Raw genomic sequence first — 19,977 nt, 5'->3', positions numbered from 1 at the left:
GCCATGAGCCAGACCCAAGACACCGCGGCCCCGGCCGCCCCCAACCGCCGCGGCAACCTGCTGCGCGGCCTGTTCGTGATCGTCGTGCTGCTGCTTGCCGCACTGGCGCTGTGGTACTTCATGTTCGGCCGTTGGTTCGAAGAGACCGACGATGCCTACGTGCAGGGCAACCAGGTGCAGATCACCCCGCTGGTGGCCGGTACCGTGGTCGCCATCAATGCCGATGACGGCATGCGCGTGGAGCGCGGCCAGCTGCTGGTGCAGCTGGACCCGTCCGACACGTCGGTGGCGCTGCAGCAGGCCGAAGCCAACCTGGCCAAGACCGTGCGCCAGACCCGTGGCCTGTACCGCAGCGTGGAAGGCGCGCAGGCGGACTTGAACGCCCGCCAGGTGACCCTGAAGCGCGTGCGCGACGACTTCGCTCGCCGCAAGGACCTGGCCGCCACCGGCGCCATCTCCAACGAAGAACTGGCCCACGCCCGCGACGAGCTGGCTGCGGCCGAAGCGGCCGTGGCCGGTTCGCGCGAGACCGTCGAGCGCAACCGCGCGCTGGTCGACGACACCGTGATCGCCACCCAGCCGGACGTGCAGGCGGCCGCCGCGCAGCTGCGCCAGGCCTTCCTCAACAACGCCCGCGCCGGCATCGTCGCGCCGGTCACCGGCTACGTGGCCCGTCGTTCGGTGCAGGTGGGCCAGCGCGTGCAGCCGGGCAATGCCCTGATGGCCGTGGTGCCGACCGAGCAGATGTGGGTCGAGGCCAACTTCAAGGAAACCCAGCTGCGCCACATGCGCCTGGGCCAGGAAGTGGAGCTGAAGTCGGACCTGTACGCCGGTGACGTGAAGTACAAGGGCCGCATCCAGAGCCTGGGCCTGGGCACCGGCTCGGCGTTCTCGCTGCTGCCGGCGCAGAACGCCAGCGGCAACTGGATCAAGATCGTGCAGCGCGTGCCGGTGCGCATCGCCATCGATGCCAAGCAGCTGGCCGAACACCCGCTGCGCATCGGCCTGTCGATGAAGGCCGAAGTGAGCCTGCGCGACCAGAAGGGCGAAGTGCTGCCGAGCACCCCGGCCAAGGGCACGGTGTTCGACACCGACGTGTATGCCAAGCAGCTGCATGATGCCGACGAGGTGATCCACACGATCATCCAGGGCAACCTGCCGCAGCAGGCGAAGGTGGGCTGAGGTCGCCATGTCCGCACAAGCTCCAGCCGCGCCCGGCGCTCCGGGCGCACCGGCGGCGCCGGGTGCGGCCTCCGGGTTCCTGCCACCCAGCGTCGCCCTGTGCACCGTGGGCCTGGCGATGGCGTCGTTCATGCAGGTGCTCGACACCACCATCGCCAACGTCTCGCTGCCGACCATCGCCGGTAACCTCGGCGCCAGTTCGCAGCAGGCGACCTGGGTCATCACCTCGTTCGCGGTCAGCACGGCCATCGCGCTGCCGCTGACCGGCTGGCTCAGCCGCCGCTTCGGCGAACGCAAGCTGTTCGTCTGGGCCACGCTGGCCTTCGTCATCACCTCGCTGCTGTGCGGCCTGGCGCAGAGCATGGGCATGCTGGTGCTGTCGCGTGCGCTGCAGGGTTTCGTGGCCGGCCCGATGTACCCGATCACGCAGTCGTTGCTGGTCTCGATCTATCCGCGCGAGAAACGCGGACAGGCCTTGGCGCTGCTGGCGATGATCACGGTGGTGGCGCCCATCTGCGGTCCTATCCTCGGTGGCTGGATCACCGACAACTACAGCTGGGAATGGATCTTCCTGATCAATGTGCCACTGGGCATCTTCGCCGCGCTGGTGGTGGGCAACCAGTTGAAGGGGCGCCCGGAGCAGATCGAGAAGCCGAAGATGGACTACGTCGGCCTGATCACCCTGGTGATCGGCGTCGGTGCGCTGCAGCTGGTGCTCGATCTGGGCAACGACGAGGACTGGTTCTCGTCGATGAAGATCGTGGTGCTGGCCTGCGTGGCGGTGGTGACGCTGACGGTGTTCCTGATCTGGGAGCTGACCGACAAGGATCCGATCGTCGACCTGAAGCTGTTCCGTCATCGCAACTTCCGCGCCGGCACGCTGGCGATGGTGGTGGCTTACGCCGCGTTCTTCAGCGTGGCCCTGCTGATTCCGCAGTGGTTGCAGCGTGACATGGGCTACACCGCGATCTGGGCAGGCCTGGCGACCGCGCCGATCGGCATCCTGCCGGTGATCATGACGCCGTTCGTGGGCAAGTATGCATCGCGCTTCGACATGCGCATGCTGGCCACGGTCGCCTTCATCGTGCTGTCGATGACCAGCTTCCTGCGTTCGAACTTCAACCTGCAGGTGGACTACATGCACGTGGCTGGCGTACAGCTGATCATGGGCATCGGCGTCGCGCTGTTCTTCATGCCGGTGCTGCAGATCCTGCTGTCGGACCTGGATGGTCGCGAGATTGCGGCGGGCTCCGGCCTGGCCACGTTCCTGCGAACGCTGGGCGGCAGTTTCGCGGCGTCGCTGACGACGTGGCTGTGGGCGCGGCGCACCCAGGTGCACCATGCCGACCTGACCGAGCACATCTCGGCCTATCAGCCGGGCATGCAGGACCAGGTCACGGCGATGGGGCAGGGCGACCTGCAACACGGCGCAGCGGTACTGAACAACATGATCAACCACCAGGCGTCGCAGATGGGCTTCAACGACATCTTCTTCCTGCTGGGCTGGATCTTCCTGGCGATCATCGCGTTCCTGTGGCTGGCCAAACCGCCGTTCGGCGCGGGTGCGGGTGCAGCCGCCGGTGGCGGGCACTGACCGGTCTGCCATTCGGTAGCGCCAATGCAGAAACCCCGCCGGAAGGCGGGGTTTTTGTTTGGAGCGTTGTGCAATTCGGTAGATCCACGCCATGCGTGGATGAGCGTCGCCATCGCGTTGACATGGCAGACCCCGGAAACGAAAAAACCCGCTTTCGCGGGTTTGATCATCTTGAGTCGTGGTGCCCAGGAGAGGACTCGAACCTCCACGGTTTTACCCGCTAGTACCTGAAACTAGTGCGTCTACCAATTCCGCCACCTGGGCGACTCAGGAGATGAATTATGGGGAGCGGCAGAAGATGTGTCAACAACATTTCACACTTTTTTCTGCGGCTGCACGCCGAGGTGATGCAGCAGGCTGCGCATCGCCGGTGACAGTCGCGTCCACTCGGCAAAGCAGGCGCACAGGCGCCGTTGTGCCCACGCATCGGCGAGCGGTACGGCGACGGTGTGCGTGCTGCGCCGATGCTGGCGTGCAATGGTCCGCGGCACGATGCCGACGCCGATGCCGTGGCCGACCATGATGCACACGCCTTCGAAGGTCTTCATGCGGATGCGCACATCCAGGCGGCGCCCGATGTCGCGCGCCTGGTCCTCGATGTAGGTCTGCAGTGCATTGCCATCGGCCAGGGCAACGAAGGTCTCGCCGGCAACCTCGGCGAAGGTCACACTGCGCCGCGAGGCGAGGCGGTGATCGGCCGGCAGCAGCATCACCAGCGGGTCTTCGGCGACCACGTGCTGCTGCAGGCCGGCCGCGTCGACCGCGTCGCTGATGATGCCGGCCTCGGCCTGGCCGGCACTGATCGCGCGTACGACTTCGGGGCTGGTGCGCTCGATCAGTTCGACATGCAGGCGCGGGCGTTCGGCCAGCCACGGTGCGAGCCGCGCGGGCAGGTAGTTGGTCAGCGCGGCGGTGTTGGCATACAGGTGCAGGGTGCCGCGCGCGCCATGCGCGAACGCCTGCAGTTCGCCACGCAGCTGTGCCTGCTGCTGCAGGATCAGCCGTGCATGGTGGGCGAGGGCGGCGCCGGCTTCGGTCAGGCTGACGCCGCGTGGGTGCCGGTTCAACAGCGGGGTACCGGCATCGGCTTCGATCGTGCGCAGGCGCTCACTGGCTGAACCCAATGCCAGGTTTGCCTGCGCCGCGCCGGCGGTGATGCTGCCCGCTTCGGCGATGGCCAGGAACAGGCGCAGGTCGGCGATGTCCATCCGCATGTCGTGCCTCATTGCTGATCCGGCGCCTTCGGGTCAGCCGAAGGCTCGGCCGGGAAGACCGCATTGTGCGCCGGGCGGCGGCCCGATCCAATGAAGGCATGAATGAATCGATGTACTTCTACGTGCTGCTGGTGGTGGTGTTCGTGCTGGCCGGCATGGTCAAGGGCGTGACGGGGATGGGGTTGCCGACGGTGGCGATGGGCCTGCTCGGTGGCGCGCTGTCGCCGGTGGCGGCGGCGTCGATGCTGTTCATCCCGACCTTCGTCACCAATGCGTGGCAGCTGCTGTCCGGGCCGTCACTTGGCCACATCGTGCGACGCCTGTGGCCGATGATGCTGGCCGTGGTGGTGGTGACGCTGGGTTCGGCAGCATTGCTGGTGCGGGTCGATCGCACCTGGTCGCGCGTGGCTTTGGGCGTGGCACTGGTGGTCTACGCGGTGTATGCGCTGCTCGCGCCGGTGTTCCGCGTACCGCAGCGGCGCGAGCGTTGGCTGGGGCCGCTGGTGGGTGCGCTATCCGGTGTGGTGACGGGTGCGACGGGTGTGTTCGTGATGCCGGCGGTGCCGTACCTGCAGTCGCTGGGGTTGCAGCGCGAGGAGCTGGTGCAGGCGCTCGGGCTGGCGTTCACCGTGTCGACGATTGCGCTGACCACCGGCCTGGTGCTGCACGGTGCGTTCGGCATCCAGCAGCTGGGGCTGAGTGCGTTGGCGGTGTTGCCGGCGTTGCTGGGCATGTGGCTGGGCCAGGTGATCCGGCAGCGGATCAGTGCGCGGGTGTTCCGCGCCTGTTTCCTGGGGTTCCTGCTGCTGCTCGGCCTGGAGCTGGTGCTGCGGCCGTTGTTCTGATGCCGCATTCCGGGCATGAAAAAACCCGCTTTCGCGGGTTTTTCTCATTCTCGACGTGGTGCCCAGGAGAGGACTCGAACCTCCACGGTTTTACCCGCTAGTACCTGAAACTAGTGCGTCTACCAATTCCGCCACCTGGGCGTCGAGGAGCGAGATTATGGGGTGCTGTGACGGGGGTGTCAACACCTTTCGTGGATCCGGGGTCGGATCCCGTTTCGCCTGCGAAACGGGCTCTGACCCCATGGGGCTCGCGTTGGGGCCAGAGCCTTTTCCTGTGGAGAGGAATCCGACCCCGGCGCCGGATCGCAGGCAAAAAAAATCCCCGCCGAAGCGAGGAGTTTTTTCGTTGGTGCCCAGGAGAGGACTCGAACCTCCACGGTTTTACCCGCTAGTACCTGAAACTAGTGCGTCTACCAATTCCGCCACCTGGGCGTTCCAGAGGCGCAATTGTGAAGATGAATCCGCAGGCTGTCAACGACTTCCTGAATATTTTTCATGCAAGGCCTTCAAGGCGGCCGCTGACCCGTTCTGCACGCTGTCAGCGGCTACCATGTAGGGCGATGACTACCAAAAAACCAAGCAAGGGCGGGAGCAAGTCCCGCAGCCAGGCCCCGAACAAGGGCGCCAAGGCGGGCGCAGCCCGCACCCCCAAGCCGGGCAAGCCGTTGCCGGGCTGGTTCCCCGAATTGAATGAAGGTGGCACCGCGCCGCGTGGCCGCAAGGTTCGCGGTACGGACGCCCCCGGCCCGGCACCGGGCCGCAAGCTGCCGCCGACCGGCAAGGTGATCGACGATCCCTATGCCGCCCGCGAAGCCGAGAAATACGAACAGCCCATCGCCAGCCGCGAGGCCATCCTGGCCCTGCTGGAGCGCTGCGAAGGGCCGCAGACCGCCGAAGAACTGGGCGCGCGCCTGGGCCTGACCGCGCCGGACCGGGCCGAAGCACTGTCGCGCCGGCTCGGCGCCATGGTCCGCGATGGCCAGCTGGTGCAGAACCGCCGGGGCGGTTTCGCTCCGATCCAGACACTGAACCTGGTCACCGGCGTGGTGATCGCCAACCCGGAAGGGTTCGGCTTCCTGCGCCCGGTCGAAGGCGGCGACGACCTGTTCCTGCCGCCGTATGAGATGCGCAAGGTGATGCACGGCGACAAGGTGCTGGCCCGCGTGACCGGCATCGATCACCGTGGCCGTCGCGAAGGCAGCATCGCCCGCGTGCTCGAACGCGGCATGACCCGCCTGATCGGCCGCTTCAGCATTGAGATGGGCATCAACTATGTGGTGCCCGACGACAAGCGCGTGCAGCGCAACGTGCAGGTGCCGCCGGACCAGACCGGTGGTGCACGCGACGGCCAGCTGGTGGTCTGCGAACTGACCCAGGCGCCGGACAGCCGCCGTCCGCCGATCGGCCGCATCATCGCCGTGCTCGGCGACAAGCTGACCGCCTCGCTGGTGGTTGAGACCGCCATCCACGGCCACGAGCTGCCGTTCGAGTTTCCACAGGAAGTGCTGGACGAAGCGGCCTCGGTGCCGCTGGTGGTCGAGCCGGCAATGATCGGCGACCGCGTCGACCTGCGCAGCACGCCGCTGGTCACCATCGACGGTGAAGATGCCAAGGACTTCGACGACGCGGTGTACTGCGAGCCGAATGCCGAGGGTTTCCGCCTGGTGGTGGCGATCGCCGATGTCTCGAACTACGTGCGCCCCGGCACGCCGCTGGATGAGGAAGCGCAGAAGCGCGCCACCTCGGTGTACTTCCCGGGCTTCGTGGTGCCGATGCTGCCGGAGACGCTGTCCAACGGCATCTGCTCGCTGATGCCGAAGGTCGACCGCATGTGCTTTGTCTGCGACATGCAGATCGACCGCGATGGCCTGGTCACGCATTCGCGCTTCTATGAGGCGGTGATGAACTCGCATGCGCGCCTGACCTACACCCAGGTGTGGAAGGCGGTGGGCGAGGACGATGCCGATACCAAGGCCTGGATGGGCGACCTGCTGCCGCAGGTGCAGCGCCTGCACCAGCTGTACAAGGTGCTGTCCAAGGCACGTGCCAAGCGCGGTGCCATCGAGTTCGAAAGCAGTGAAGTGCGATTCGTGCTGGACAACCGCGGTGAAGTGACCCAGGCCGGCATGCTGGTGCGCAACGACGCGCACAAGCTGATCGAGGAATGCATGATCGCGGCCAACGTCGAGGCGGCCAAGTACCTGCTGTCGCGCCATGTGCCGGCGCCGTACCGCATCCACGAGAAGCCGCCGGAAACCAAGTACGCCGACCTGCTGGAATTCCTCAAGGAGTTCAAGCTGAGCCTGCCGCCGTGGTCGAAGGTGCGCCCGGGTGACTACACCAAGCTGCTGAAGAAGATCCGCGACCGCCCCGATGCCACGCTGCTGGAATCGGTGCTGCTGCGCAGCCAGAGCCTGGCGATCTACAGCCCGGAAAATCACGGCCACTTCGGCCTGGCGCTGGAGGCGTACGCGCATTTCACCTCGCCGATCCGCCGTTACCCCGACCTGCTGGTGCACCGCGCGATAAAGCACGCGTTGTCCGGCAAGCCGCTGGACAAGTTCACCTACAACGCGCGCGAAATGGCAGCCCTGGCGCTGCAGTGTTCCGAGCGTGAGCGTCGTGCCGACGAGGCCGAGCGCGAAGTCGATGAGCGTTACCGCGCGGCGTGGATGGAAAAGCACGTGGGCGGCCAGTTCGACGGCGTCATCAGCGGCGTGACCAGCTTCGGCCTGTTCGTGGAACTGGACGAGTCCAAGGTGCAGGGCCTGGTGCATGTGACCCAGCTGCCGCAGGACTATTACAAGTTCGACGCCACCCGCAAGACGCTGACCGGCGAGCGCCGCGGCAGCAGCTACCGGTTGGGCGACCGCGTGCGCATCCTGGTGCTGAAGGCCAGCATGGAAGAACGCAAGATCGACTTCCGCCTGGTCGAGCACAAGGGCGAAGACGAGGGCGATGGCCTGCCGCCGCTGCCCGAGCGTGGCAAGCCGGCCAAGCGCACCAAGAAGCAATATTGAAAGGCGTGCCGACCAACGGTCGGCACCCACCTCACCCGGTAGGCACCCACCTCACCCGGTAGGCATCCACCTCACCCGGTGGGTGCCCACCTCACCCGGTAGGTGCCAACCGTTGGTTGGCACGACGTTTCGGAGGAACGCACCATGCAGGGCCAACCCGAATACAGCGGCGGCTGCCAGTGCGGCGCGATCCGCTTCCAGGCGCGCGGTGCGCTGACCGACAGCTCGATCTGCCACTGCCGGATGTGCCAGAAGGCCTTCGGTGCCTATTACGCGCCGCTGGTATCCGTGCGCGGCGTGCAGTTCAGCTGGACCCGCGGCCAGCCGCGCTATTTCCAGTCGTCCAACGTGGTGCGGCGTGGCTTCTGCGCCGACTGCGGCACACCCCTGACCTACGAAGCCCCGGATGGCGTGGCCGTGGCCGCCGGTGCCTTCGACGAGCCGGAACGCCTGCCACCGACGATCCAGTACGGGGTGGAGCGCAAGCTGCCGTTCGTCGACAGTTTGTCCGGCCTGCCGGCGCGGCGCACCGAGGACGACATCGCGGCGCTGGAGTTCCTGGCCACCATCGTGTCCCACCAGCACCCCGACCACGACACCCCGCACTGGCCGCCGCGCAGCCGATGACCCACCTGCAGCACCGAGCCCACGCTCGGCGCTACAGCGGGCCGGCCGTCCGCAGCGCCGGGCCCGCCGATGCTCTACCATAGCCACCCCCTTTCCGGTCCCCGCCCGCATGAGCAAGAACAGCCAGTGGATTGTCGGCGTCAACGCCGTCGCCTCCTCCATCGAGAACGACGCCGAGAACGTCCGCGAAGTGCTGGTCGAGGCCGGTGCGAAGAACCCGCGCCTGACCGAGATCGAAGAGAACGCCCGCCGCAAGGGCATCGACGTGCGCAAGGTGAACAGCCAGGCGCTGGACGGTGTTGGCGGTTCGGTGCGCCACCAGGGCGTGGCCGCGCGCTATGCCGCCGCCCGCACCTACAGCGAGAACGAGCTGGAAGGCCTGGTCACCGCAGCCGAGGGCAAGGCCCTGCTGCTGGTGCTGGACGAAGTGCAGGACCCGCACAACCTGGGCGCCTGCCTGCGCTCGGCCGCTGCCGCCGGGGCGACTGCGGTGATCATCCCGAAGGACAAGTCGGCCACGGTCAATGCCACTGTGCGCAAGACCTCGGCCGGTGCCGCCGATCTCATCCCGGTGGTGGCGGTGACCAACCTGTCGCGCTGCCTGAAGGACCTGCAGAAGCAGGGCGTGTGGATCTACGGCCTGGCCGGTGAAGCCACCGCCTCGCTGTACCAGCTGGACCTGAAGGGCAACATCGCGCTGGTGCTGGGCGGCGAAGCCGATGGCCTGCGCCGCCTGACCCGCGAGAACTGCGATGGCCTGGTCAAGATCCCGATGCCGGGCGAGATCGAGAGCCTGAACGTCTCCGTCGCCGCCGGCGTCAGCCTGTTCGAGGCCGTGCGCCAGCGCGGTTGATTGGCAGCGCCATGTAATCGGGGTCAGATCCCTCTCCGCTGGAGAGGGATCTGACCCCTTTTTCATGTGCCGTGTCGGCCAGGGTCGACACCTGCCGGGTAGTCGCCAACCCTGGTTGGCGCTCTTGCCGTGTTACCCCGCGCTGCCGCCCAGCGCCTTGAACAGGGTCACGTCGTTGTTCAGCTGGCCCTGGCGCACGCGGGCCAGCGACAGCTCGGCATCACGCCGGGTCTGCTGCGCTTCCAGCCAGGTGCGCAGGTCGGTGGCGCCCACGCGGTAGCGCACTTCCTGTGCACGCTCCACTTCCACCGCTTCATCGTATGAAGCCTGTGAGGCGGCCACCTGGCGCACCAGCTGCTCGCGTGCCGACAGCGCGTTGTCCACTTCCGAGAGCGCGGTATACAGCGTCTTGCGGAAGTTGGTGGCGGCGATCTGGTAGGCGGTGCCGGCGATATCGGTATCCAGCTGCGCACGCTGCAGGTTGAGGAACGGCAGCGACAGGCCGGCGCCCAGCGTGGCCACCGGGTTGCGCAGCACATCGCCCAGCGAGGTCGCGCTGGAACCGAGGCTGCCGGTCAGGCTCAACGCCGGGTAGTACTGGGTGGCGGTGACCTTGATCGTCTTCAGGCTGTTGCGCAGGCGAAGCTCGGCCGCGCGCAGGTCGGGCCGGCGGCCGAGCAGGTCGGTCGGCAGGCCTTCAGCGATACCTGGGCTGCGTGCGCCCAGCAGGTCCTGTGGCTCGTCCTGCTGGGGCCAGGGCGTGCCGTCCAGCAGCACGGTCAGCGCATTGCGCACCTCCACCCGCTGCTGCTCCAGTGCGCTCTGCGAGGACCGCTGCGACTGCAGGTTCTGCAACGCCTGGCGCACTTCCAGGCGCGATACCGCACCGGCGTCGAAGCGGGCCTGTACCAGTTCGCGGGTGCGTTCCAGCCGCTCCAGGTTGGCCTGGCCGGTGGCGATCGACTGGTTCAGGTAAGCCAGGTTCCAGTACTGGGTGATGGTGTCGCTGATCACCAGCAGGGCGGTGTTCTGCCGGTCTTCCTCGCTGGCCTCGGCTTCCCAGCGGGCGATGTCGCGCTGGGTACGCAGGCGGCCCCACAGGTCCACTTCCCAGCCCAGCGAGACGCCGGTGGAATAGCTGCGGCGCCAGTCGTCGGCCTGGTCGGTGGCGCGGCTGGCGTTGCCGCTGACGCCGGATGACGAAGGCTGCGGCCACAGCGCGTTGCTGGCCAGGCCGGCCTGCAGGCGCGAACGCTGCACGGCCAGGCCGGCGGCGGCGAGATCGCTGTTGGCCGCCAGTGCCTGCGCCACCAGGCGGTCCAGGCGTTCATCGCCGAAGCCGGTCCACCAGGTGTCCTGGCGGATGTCGCGGCCCGGTGTATCCAGGCTGCTGCGCGGGTCGTCGGCCGGTGCGTTGAGGGTGGCATCGCCGCGCCCGTAGCGGGCCGCCACGTCGGGGTCGTGCACCGGATAGCGGCCGACCGACGCACAGCCGGACAAGGCGAGCAGTACAGCACCCGCCAGCAGCAGGCGCGGGGAAGCAGGGAAGGGCAGTCGGATCATCATCATCTTCATTCGCGGGCCAGGGCCTCCACCGGGTCGAGCTGCGCGGCATTGCGCGCGGGCAGGAAGCCGAACGCCACGCCGATCAGGGTCGAGCAGGCAAACGCGGCGACGATCGAGGCGGTGGAGAACAGCACCTGGAAGTCGCTGGCGAAGCGGCCGATCATCGAGCCCAGCAGCAGCGCCAGGCCGATGCCGAGCACGCCGCCGAGCAGGCACACCAGCACCGCTTCGATCAGGAACTGCTGGCGGATATCACTCTGCCGTGCGCCCACGGCCATGCGCACCCCGATCTCGCGGGTGCGCTCGGTCACCGACACCAGCATGATGTTCATCACGCCGATGCCGCCCACCAGCAGCGCGATGGCGGCGATGGCGCCGATCAACAGGGTCATCGTGCGCGTGGTCTGCTCGATGGTCTCGCGGATCTCGGCGCTGTTGCTGAGGAAGAAGTCCTCGGTGCCATGGCGCAGGGTCAGCAGGCGGGTGATCGCTTCCTGCGCGGCATCCATCGGCGTGGCGTCGTCCACGCGCACGGTGATGCTGGACACGTGGCTCTGGCCGAGCATGCGCGACATCACCGTGGTGTAGGGCACCCACACGCTGAGGCTGGTACTGCCGCCGAAGCCGAAACTCTGGCGCTTGGCCACGCCGACCACGCGTGCCGGCACGTTGCCGAGCAGGATCACCTGGCCGACCGGATCGACATCGGGGAAGAACTGGGTCTGGGTGTTCTCGTCGATCACGGCCACCTGGCCCAGGCCCTTGACCGCATCGGCGTCGAAGAAGCTGCCCCTGAGCAGGGTTACGCCCTTGACCCGGAAGAACTGCTCGCCGACGCCGCTGACCTGGGCGGTGGACGACTGGTTGCGGTAACGCGCGGTGACCGAGGTCGACACGCTGGGAGTGGCACTGTCCACGTAGCTCTGCTTTGCCAATGCATCGGCATCGCTGGCCTTGAGTGTCTGCACCCGTGCCGAGCGCATGTCGCCGAAGCCACGGCCGGGATAGACGTCGATGGTGTTGGTGCCGAGCGCGCTGATGTTCTGCAGGATCTGCTGCTGCGAGCCGTTGCCCAGCGCCACCACCGAGACGACCGAGGCGATGCCGATGATGATGCCGAGCATGGTCAGGAAGGTGCGCAGGCGGTGTGCGTTCATCGCCAGCAGGGCCATCCGGAACGCTTCGGTGAAGCGGTCGCGCGCCGCCCGCCAGCTGTTGCCGCGGGCGACGCCGGTGCTGGCCTCGCGCTGTGCGCGGTAGGTCGGCGCATTCGGGTTGGCGCGGTCGGCGATGATCTCGCCGTCGCGGATTTCGATGATGCGCTGTGCGTGCTCGGCCACGCTCATGTCGTGGGTGACGATGATGATGGTGTGGCCTTCGGCATGCAGCTCGCCGAGGATCGCCATCACTTCTTCGCCGGATTTCGTGTCGAGCGCACCGGTCGGTTCGTCGGCCAGGATCACCTCGCCGCCGTTCATCAGGGCACGTGCGATCGACACGCGCTGCTGCTGGCCACCGGACAGCTGGCCCGGCTTGTGATGCATGCGGTCGCTCAGGCCCAGCCGCTGCAGCAGCTGCTCGGCACGCGCGTTGCGCACTGGGCCGGGGCTGCCGGCGTACACCGCCGGCACCTCCACGTTGCCGCGCGCATCCAGATCGCCCAGCAGGTGGTAGCGCTGGAAGATGAAACCGAAATGCTCGCGGCGCAGTTCGGCCAGTTCGTCCGGCTCCATCTTTCCGGTCTCGCGGCCAGCCACCTGGTAGCTGCCACGGGTGGGACGATCGAGGCAGCCGAGGATGTTCATCAGCGTCGACTTGCCCGAGCCGGACTGGCCGACGATGGCCACCATCTCACCGGCGTGGATGTCGAGATTGACGTCGCGCAGCACGGCGATCACATCGTCGCCGGCCGGGAACTCGCGTCGCAGGTCGCGCAGGCGCAGCAGCGGCGCCGTCGTGCTCATCGGCGCCCCATGCCCGGGCCGCCGACCCGCATCTGCATGCCGCCGCGGTTGCCGCCGCCGGCACCGGCCGCGGCGGCGCTGGCTTCGCCGACCACCACGCGCTCGCCTTCCTTCAGCCCGGACAGGATCTCGGCCGAGGCGCCGTTGTTGATGCCCACGGTGACTTTACGCGGCTGCGGCTGGCCCTTGTCATCCAGTACCCGCACCATGCGCTCGTCGCCACGGCGCTTCGGCCCCAGTGCCACCGCCGGCACCATCAGCACGCCCTTGGCCTGCTTCAGCAGTACCGAGACCTGCGCGGTCATGTCGATGCGCAGGGTGCCATCCGGATTCTCCACGTCGAACAGCGCGTTGTAGTAGACCGCGCTGCTGGAACTGGAACTGGACGAACTGCTGGAACTGGACGAACTCTCGTTGGCGATCGAGGCCGGCGCCGGATTGATCTGGCGCAGCGTGGCGTGGTACTTGCGGTCCGGGTCGCCCAGCGTGGTGAAGTACACCGGCATGCCGGCCTTGATCTTGACCACGTCGGCTTCGGAGATCTCGGCATTGACTGTGACCACGTCCAGCCGGGCCAGCATGACGATGGTGGGCGCGGTCTGGTTGGCGTTCACGGTGCGGCCTTCCTCGGCCACCACCGCCACCACGGTGCCATCCATCGGCGCGGTGATGCGGGTATAGGCCAGGTTGGCGCGGGCGGTGCCCAGCTCGGTTTCGCGGCCCTTGATCTGCGCCTCGTAGGACTGCAGCTGGGCGCGGGCGGTCTTCAGCTGCGCTTCGGCGGCATCGTATTCCTGGCGTGAGGTGGCCTCGGCAGCCAGCATCTGCTGCTGGCGCGCGAACTCCAGTTCGGCCTGGCGCAGGGTGGCCTGCTGCACGGCACGCTGGGCGGTGACCTGGTCCAGCGAGGCCTGCGCGTTGAGCACCTGGTTCTGCTGGGTGGTGGCGTCGATCTCGGCGATCAGGTCGCCTTCCTTCACGGTGTCGCCCAGCTGCACCTTCAGCGACTTGATCTGGCCCGAGGCCTGCGCACCGACGCTGACCAGCTTGTAGGCATCGATCACGCCGGTGGCATCCACCGTCTGCTCGATGTCACCGCGGCTCACCGGCGAGGTCGCCACCGCCGGGGCCGCAGGCTTGCGCAGCAGCCACCAGGCGGCCGCAGCGACGATCAGGGCAAGCAGGGCGATCAGTATCAGGCGACTCCGTCGGGTCGCGGGCAGCAGGCGGAACGTCACGTCGTGGCTTCACTCTCGGGGCCGCGCGTGCGGCGTTGGTGGGCATTGTGAAGACCGGGCGATGGACGGCTCAATCCTCGGGGTATGTCTGTATGTAACACTGTCGGTGAATACGCGTAACCACAGGTATCCCGCCCGTAGGTGGATACACTGGTACGCATTGCCCCGGATGCGGTTCAGCTGCCGACACGGGATGATCGCGCCATGGAGACTGAAAACCCGATGCATCGACTGCTGATCGTCGACGACGACAACGACATCCGCACGCTGCTGGCCGAGCAGCTCGGCCGCGCCGGCTACCTGGTGAGCACGGCGGCCGATGGCACGGCCATGCGCCAGCTGCTGGACCGCGAGCACGTGGACCTGATCGTGCTGGACCTCAACCTGCCGCGCGAGGATGGCCTGACCCTGTGCCGCGACCTGCGTGCGCGTTCGAACACGCCGGTGATCATGCTGACCGCGCGCGCCGAGCCGATCGACCGCGTGCTGGGCCTGGAAATGGGCGCCGATGACTACCTGGCCAAGCCGTTCGAACCGCGCGAGCTGCTGGCGCGGATCCGCAACGTGCTGCGCCGGACCGAAGCGCTGCCGGCCAACCTGGAGCCACTGGCGGTACGCCGCGCACGCTTCTCGCGCTGGGTGTTCGACCTGGAGCATCGCCACCTGGTCGATCCGGATGACCGCGTGGTGGTGCTGTCCGGCGCCGAGTTCCGCCTGCTGCGGGTGTTCATCGCCCACGCCAACAAGGTGCTGTCGCGCGAGCAGCTGGTCGCGCTCAGCAGTGGCCGCAACTACGAGGCACAGGACCGCGCGATTGACCTGCAGGTCAGCCGCCTGCGCAACAAGCTGGGCGACGACGGTGGCCCGGACGGACTGATCAAGACCGTGCGCAACGAAGGCTACGTGCTGGCCTCCTCGGTCAACCTGGAATAAGCCGCGATGAAGCGCCTGCGCCATTTCCTGTCCTCGATGGTCGGGCGGTTATTCGTGATCCTGCTGCTGGGCATGGCGGTGGCTGCGATCGGTGCGACCATGCTGGCCACTTCCAAGCGCCAGCAGGAGTTCGAGCGGCAGAACCTGAACCGCATCGCCGACCGCCTGCAGGGCTACGTCAACCTGCTGGACGGCAATCCGGAGCTGCGCGAGCGCCTGCTGGCGATCGGCGGGCCGAGCGTGCGCGCGCTGCAGCCCGGAGCCCGCCTCGGGCGTGCCGACACGGCGCTGATGGAAGTGCTGGAAGACCGCCCCGGACCGGTGTCGCGCGCGCATGTGCACTTCACTTCGTTCCGCTCCTGCATTCCCAAGCTGCAGGACCTGCTGCCGCCGCCGCCGCCGGGTCACCGGCGGCCGCCGCGCGAACGCGACCCGGCGTTCATCCCGCCCAAGTGCCGTGCGGTCGACGTGACCCTCAACGACGGCACGCTGCTGAAGCTGGCGCTGGACTCGCCGGCGGTGGCGCACAACGGCATCCTGGCCGTGGACCCGTGGTTCCTGACCCTGCTGGTGCTGGCGATTGCCGTGCTGGCCTATATCGTTGCGCGCATGGCCAGTGCGCCACTGCAGGAGCTGGCCGCCGCCGCCGAGGACCTCGGCGACGATCTGCAGCGCGACCCGTTGCCGTTGCGCGGGCCGCGTGAAGTGCAGCGCGCCGCCGAAGCGTTCAATGCCATGCAGCACCGCCTGCAGAGGCACCTGGCCGAACGCACGCAGATGCTGGCGGCGATCACCCATGACCTGCAGACGCCACTGACCCGACTGCGCCTGCGCCTGGAGAATGTCAGCGACGAAGCCCTGCGCGAGCGCCTGATCGGCGACCTGGCGGCGATGCAGGCGCTGGTGCGCGAGGGCCTGGAACTGGCCCGCAGTGCCGAAAGTGCCGAGCAGCGCGCCGCACTCGACCTGGATTCGCTGCTGGAGAGCATTGTCGAGGACACCGCCGAAGGCGGCGCCGACGTGGTCTTCGAAGGCGGCAGTGGTTCGGTACTGATGCTGCGGCCACTGGCGATGCATCGCCTGTTCTCGAACCTGGTGGACAATGCGGTGATGTATGCGCAGCGGGCGCGGGTACGGGTCGAGCGCAGCGGCGGTGCGATCACCGTGGTGGTGGCCGATGACGGCCCCGGCCTGGCCGAGGAGCAGCTGGAGGCGGTGTTCGATCCGTTCGTGCGGGTGGAAACCTCGCGTTCGCGCGAAACCGGCGGGGCCGGCCTGGGCCTGACCATCGCCCGCGCCCTGGCCGAGAAGGACGGTGCCCGGTTGTGGCTGCGCAACCGGGCCGAAGGTGGCCTGGAGGCGGTGGTGCAGTGGCCGGCCAGTGCCCAGGTGGTGGCGCCCGGCCGCGCCGGCTGAGCCGGCGGGCTGCGGACGGTGACGCCGGGGCCGGGGTTTGGCCTATCATCTGCGCATCTCCCCAGTCTCCCCCCGATGAGCCAGCCCGTTCCCGCCGGCATGCCATTGCGCGCTGCCCGGTTGTTCCCGCACGCTGCCGCGCCCTGCAGCCGCACCTGGCCGCCGCCGTTGCGGTGATGGGCGGGCAGGGGGACGAGGGGCGCTGGGTGGAGCGCCGCGCATCAGGATTCAAGCGGGCACTGCGGCAGGGCCTGCTGTGGCTGCTGCTGGCCCTCGCGCTGCCGCTGGCTGCACAGGAGGGCGCGCCCCCGCTGCGCGACTACGCCATCGATGTATGGACCTCGCGCAACGGCCTGCCGCACAACTCGCTGCGCGACATCGCACAGACGCCGGAGGGCCATCTGTGGTTCGCCACCTGGGAAGGGCTGGTGCGCTACAACGGCCTGGACTTCACCGTGTTCGACCGCAGCACGCGCCCGGGCCTGCGCGACAACGGCATCGGCGCGCTGTTCGTCGACCGCCAGGGCGGGCTGTGGATCAGCGATTCGCGCGGCAACGTCAGCCACCGCGGCAGCGATGGGCAATGGCGGGTCTGGGAGCACCAGGCCGGTACACCGCAGGTGCTGATCCAGTCCATGCAGATGGACAGCCAGGGCCGGCTGTGGCTGCTGTACGAAGGCAAGGGCATCGGCTATCTGACGCCGGATGCCGGCATCGTCTACCAGGCGCCCGCGGCGGACCTGCCGATGGCGATGAGCTTCACCAAGCTGGTGGTCGATGCACAGGACCGGGTCTGGGTCGGCACGCTCGACGGGCTGGTGCTGCGCGACAACGATGGCGTGCTCAAGCGTGCCCCCGCTGCATGGGGGCTGGGCGCCGGCAGTGGCCTGTCGTGGCCGTACCGGGCACCGGATGGCGCGCTGTGGATCGTCGCCGGCGAGCGCCTGTACCGGGTGGAGGACGACCAGCTGGTGCTGGTGCACCGCCTGCCGGGCCAGCTGCACATGACCTCGATGCTGCAGGATCGCCATGGTGACCTGTGGCTGGGCACCGAGAACCAGGGCCTGCTGCGTATCTCCGCGCATGGCCTGGAGCGGCTGCCGGCCGGCCTGAACCTGCCGGGTGGACGCGTGGTCAGCCTGCGCGAGGATGCTGAGGGCAGCATCTGGGTGGGGGCCAACGGAGGCCTGTACCGCCTGCGCGAAACACTCTTCAGCAGCTACACCGAGCGCGACGGGCTCAGTGGCGACTACGTGCGCACGGTGTTCGAGGATCGCGACCGCCAGCTGTGGGTCGGCAGTGCCAGTGGCCTTGACCTGCAGACCGCCGACGGCCGTTTCCGCGCAATGCCGCTGCACAACCGTGGCGGCAAGGCACCCTCGGTCCTCAGCCTGGCGCAGGGGCCGGACGGTGACCTGTGGGTGGGAACGTTCGGCGACGGCGTCTACCGGCTGGGCCGCGACGGCCACCTGCGCCACAGCTATGCGGCGGACGACGGCATGCCGGGTGGCAACATCCGTGCGATCAGCGTTGATCCGCAGGGCGTGGTCTGGGCCGGTACGCAGAAGGGCGTGGTGCGCATCGACGGCGACCGGGTGCAGGTCTCGAACGTGCCGGGCATGCCCGGCGGCCTGATCACCGCGCTCGAGCATGACCATCAGGGCAACCTGTGGATCGGCACCATCGAGGGCATCCGCGTGCTGCGCGGCGACCACGTGCAGTCGATCGACCTGGCCCCGCTGGGCGGCGGCCGCAGTGTGTTCGGCTTCCACCAGCTGGGCGATGCGATGTGGATCAGCAGTGATCGTGGTCTGTACCGCTGGCGCAACGGCGCGCTGGCTCGGGTCGGCCTGGAGCAGGGCATGCCGGTGGACGCGGTATTCCAGCTGGTGCCGGACCGCCTCGGCAATGTCTGGATCAGCAGCAACCGTGGCGTGCTGCGCACCGACATGGGCACCCTCAATGCGGTGGCCGATGGGCGCACGCCGCGGGTGGTGGTGGAGCGCTACAACGAGATCGACGGCATGGCCAATGCACAGGCCAACGGCAGCTCCAGCCCATCGGCGATCCTGCGCCAGGACGGTACGTTCTGGGTGGTCACCGCCGGTGGCCTGAGCACGGTCGACCCGCAGCGCCTGCAGCGTTTCCGTGAACGGCCATCGCCGCCGGCGGCGATCGAGAGCGTGCAGGTGGATGGTGCGCCGGTGCACTGGGAGGGACCGGATCGCAATTACATTCCCGGTGGCCGCCGGCTGGCGGTGAGCTATGTTGGCCTGAGCTACCTGATGTCCGACCGGATCCGCTACCGCACGCGGCTGGATGGCCTCGATGCTGGCTGGGTCGAACGTGGCCCGCAGCGCAGCGTCGAGTTCGTTGGCCTGCCGCCGGGCGACTACACCCTGCACGTGGCGGCTGCACATCCGGGTGGCGCCTGGGGCCAGCAGGAAGCGGTATGGAGCTTCACCGTGGAGCCGTTCTGGTGGCAGCGCCGCAGCGTGCAGGTGCTGGCCGGGCTGTTGCTGCTGGCCGGGCTGGTGGCGTTGTACCGGCTGCTGCTGCAGCAGCTGAAGGCCAGCAACCTGCGCCTGGCGCGGCGGGTGGACGAAGCGACCTTCGACCTGCAGGCCAAGACCGTGCACCTGCAGGCGCTGAACCAGGAAAAGACCGAACTGGCCGAGCGCCTGGCGCGGCAGGCCGAGGCCTTTGAACGCCAGGCCCGCGAGGATGCGCTGACCGGTCTGGCCAACCGCCGCGGCTTCGACGAGACGCTGGCGCGTGACTTCGCCCGTTCGCAGCGCAGTGGTCATCCACTGTGCCTGGTGGTGCTGGACATCGACCACTTCAAGGACGTCAACGACCGCCACAGCCACAGCATCGGCGATGCCGTGCTGGTGCAGGTGGCGACGTTGATCGCGGCGGCCTGTCGCGACTCCGACCTGCCGGCGCGCACCGGCGGCGAAGAGTTCGCCCTGCTGCTCAACGACACCCGCCTGGAGGAAGCCGCGCAGCTGTGCGCGCGCCTGCGTGGTCTGTTCCATGACCATCCCGACTGGGCAGAAGTGCCGGGCCTGCGCGTGACCTTCAGCGCGGGCCTGGTGGAGCTGGATGCCGACGACCGCACCCCGGCGTTGCTGTACCAGCGTGCCGACCGCGCGCTGTACCGCGCCAAGAGCGATGGCCGGGATCGCACGAGCATCGGTTGATCGCATCCACGCATGGCGTGGATCTACTGGAGTGCCGTACCAACCGGCTATGCCGACCAACGGTCGGCACCCACCAGAGGAGTGACCTACCAGAGAAGTGACCCACCACCGAGATGATCGGCAGTTCCCAACGAGCGCAGCGACCCGCTGTTGCTCCCGTTTTTTCTGATCTTTCCGTGGCGGCCAGCAACCTGTCGAAGGCCGGGCAGGGTGGGTTCGCGGGGGTATCTGATCTGGCCCCCTGAAAACGGACGCCATGAAGCCGTTTCAGGCGGCAGCCCGGAGCTGCCGGGCGTAGTTGTTAGGCGAGTGGTAGCCCAGC

General features: G+C 68.0%; 13 protein-coding genes and 3 tRNA genes. 9 read left to right on the top strand and 7 right to left on the bottom strand.

Annotated elements, in window-relative coordinates; translation table 11 throughout:
• Positions 1-3: 3 nt before the first annotated feature.
• Both emrA and emrB read left to right on the top strand, forming a co-directional pair.
• Positions 4-1,182: a multidrug efflux MFS transporter periplasmic adaptor subunit EmrA gene (gene emrA, locus DFO63_RS11790; protein ID WP_014036529.1), complete on the top strand. Its 1,179-nt coding sequence runs from the start codon at positions 4-6 to the stop codon at positions 1,180-1,182.
• A 7-nt stretch (positions 1,183-1,189) separates the two neighbouring features.
• Positions 1,190-2,776, top strand: a complete 1,587-nt coding sequence (gene emrB / locus DFO63_RS11785) for a multidrug efflux MFS transporter permease subunit EmrB (protein WP_014036530.1) — start codon at positions 1,190-1,192, stop codon at positions 2,774-2,776.
• Positions 2,777-2,955: 179 nt separating this feature from the next.
• On the opposite strand, the gene DFO63_RS11780 is transcribed toward emrB, so the two are convergent.
• Together DFO63_RS11780 and DFO63_RS11775 are read right to left on the bottom strand one after the other, a co-directional pair.
• A tRNA-Leu gene (locus tag DFO63_RS11780) sits at positions 2,956-3,040 on the bottom strand.
• Between the two features lie 50 nt (positions 3,041-3,090).
• Positions 3,091-3,990, bottom strand: coding sequence for a LysR family transcriptional regulator (locus DFO63_RS11775; RefSeq protein ID WP_049446208.1), 900 nt, complete (start codon positions 3,988-3,990; stop codon positions 3,091-3,093).
• A gap of 98 nt (positions 3,991-4,088) precedes the next feature.
• On the opposite strand from DFO63_RS11775, the gene DFO63_RS11770 reads away from it, so the two are divergent.
• Complete coding sequence (locus tag DFO63_RS11770; RefSeq protein ID WP_101765199.1) at positions 4,089-4,835, top strand: sulfite exporter TauE/SafE family protein; 747 nt, start codon at positions 4,089-4,091, stop codon at positions 4,833-4,835.
• A gap of 56 nt (positions 4,836-4,891) precedes the next feature.
• Here DFO63_RS11770 and DFO63_RS11765 read toward each other — a convergent pair.
• A tRNA-Leu gene (locus DFO63_RS11765) sits at positions 4,892-4,976 on the bottom strand.
• A 206-nt stretch (positions 4,977-5,182) separates the two neighbouring features.
• A tRNA-Leu gene (locus tag DFO63_RS11760) sits at positions 5,183-5,267 on the bottom strand.
• A 128-nt stretch (positions 5,268-5,395) separates the two neighbouring features.
• Between DFO63_RS11760 and rnr the strand changes: the two genes are divergently transcribed.
• From rnr to rlmB, 3 genes are all read left to right on the top strand, one after another.
• Entirely contained in the window at positions 5,396-7,855 is a 2,460-nt protein-coding gene (gene rnr / locus DFO63_RS11755) for a ribonuclease R (protein WP_119007015.1), read from the top strand.
• A 144-nt stretch (positions 7,856-7,999) separates the two neighbouring features.
• The gene (locus tag DFO63_RS11750) at positions 8,000-8,482 is read left to right on the top strand and encodes a GFA family protein (protein WP_119007014.1); all 483 of its coding nucleotides are present in this window, start codon (positions 8,000-8,002) and stop codon (positions 8,480-8,482) included.
• A gap of 109 nt (positions 8,483-8,591) precedes the next feature.
• On the top strand, positions 8,592-9,335 hold the full coding sequence (rlmB, locus tag DFO63_RS11745; RefSeq protein ID WP_005408775.1) for a 23S rRNA (guanosine(2251)-2'-O)-methyltransferase RlmB: 744 nt from the start codon (positions 8,592-8,594) through the stop codon (positions 9,333-9,335).
• 132 nt (positions 9,336-9,467) lie between these two features.
• On the opposite strand, the gene DFO63_RS11740 is transcribed toward rlmB, so the two are convergent.
• From DFO63_RS11740 to DFO63_RS11730, 3 genes are read right to left on the bottom strand one after another with little or no spacing between them, the layout of a single operon-like run.
• Entirely contained in the window at positions 9,468-10,910 is a 1,443-nt protein-coding gene (locus DFO63_RS11740) for a TolC family protein (protein ID WP_119007013.1), read from the bottom strand.
• Positions 10,907-12,865, bottom strand: coding sequence for a MacB family efflux pump subunit (locus tag DFO63_RS11735; RefSeq protein ID WP_119007012.1), 1,959 nt, complete (start codon positions 12,863-12,865; stop codon positions 10,907-10,909). Before DFO63_RS11735 ends, DFO63_RS11740 begins: the two co-directional genes overlap by 4 nt.
• Positions 12,862-14,103, bottom strand: coding sequence for an efflux RND transporter periplasmic adaptor subunit (locus DFO63_RS11730; RefSeq protein WP_014036537.1), 1,242 nt, complete (start codon positions 14,101-14,103; stop codon positions 12,862-12,864). Before DFO63_RS11730 ends, DFO63_RS11735 begins: the two co-directional genes overlap by 4 nt.
• A gap of 204 nt (positions 14,104-14,307) precedes the next feature.
• Here DFO63_RS11730 and DFO63_RS11725 point away from each other — a divergent pair, with 204 nt between their 5' ends.
• From DFO63_RS11725 to DFO63_RS11715, 3 genes are all read left to right on the top strand, one after another.
• Complete coding sequence (locus DFO63_RS11725) at positions 14,308-15,036, top strand: response regulator (protein ID WP_014036538.1); 729 nt, start codon at positions 14,308-14,310, stop codon at positions 15,034-15,036.
• Between the two features lie 6 nt (positions 15,037-15,042).
• Entirely contained in the window at positions 15,043-16,452 is a 1,410-nt protein-coding gene (locus DFO63_RS11720) for an ATP-binding protein (RefSeq protein ID WP_119007011.1), read from the top strand.
• Positions 16,453-16,628: 176 nt separating this feature from the next.
• Positions 16,629-19,655 (top strand): ligand-binding sensor domain-containing diguanylate cyclase, encoded by a 3,027-nt coding sequence (locus DFO63_RS11715; protein ID WP_049446195.1) that lies wholly within the window; start codon positions 16,629-16,631, stop codon positions 19,653-19,655.
• Positions 19,656-19,977: the final 322 nt, after the last annotated feature.

It is taken from the genome of Stenotrophomonas sp. AG209 (genome assembly GCF_003550055.1).
Lineage (GTDB): Bacteria > Pseudomonadota > Gammaproteobacteria > Xanthomonadales > Xanthomonadaceae > Stenotrophomonas.
This window is presented reverse-complemented; position numbering and strand designations above follow the sequence as displayed.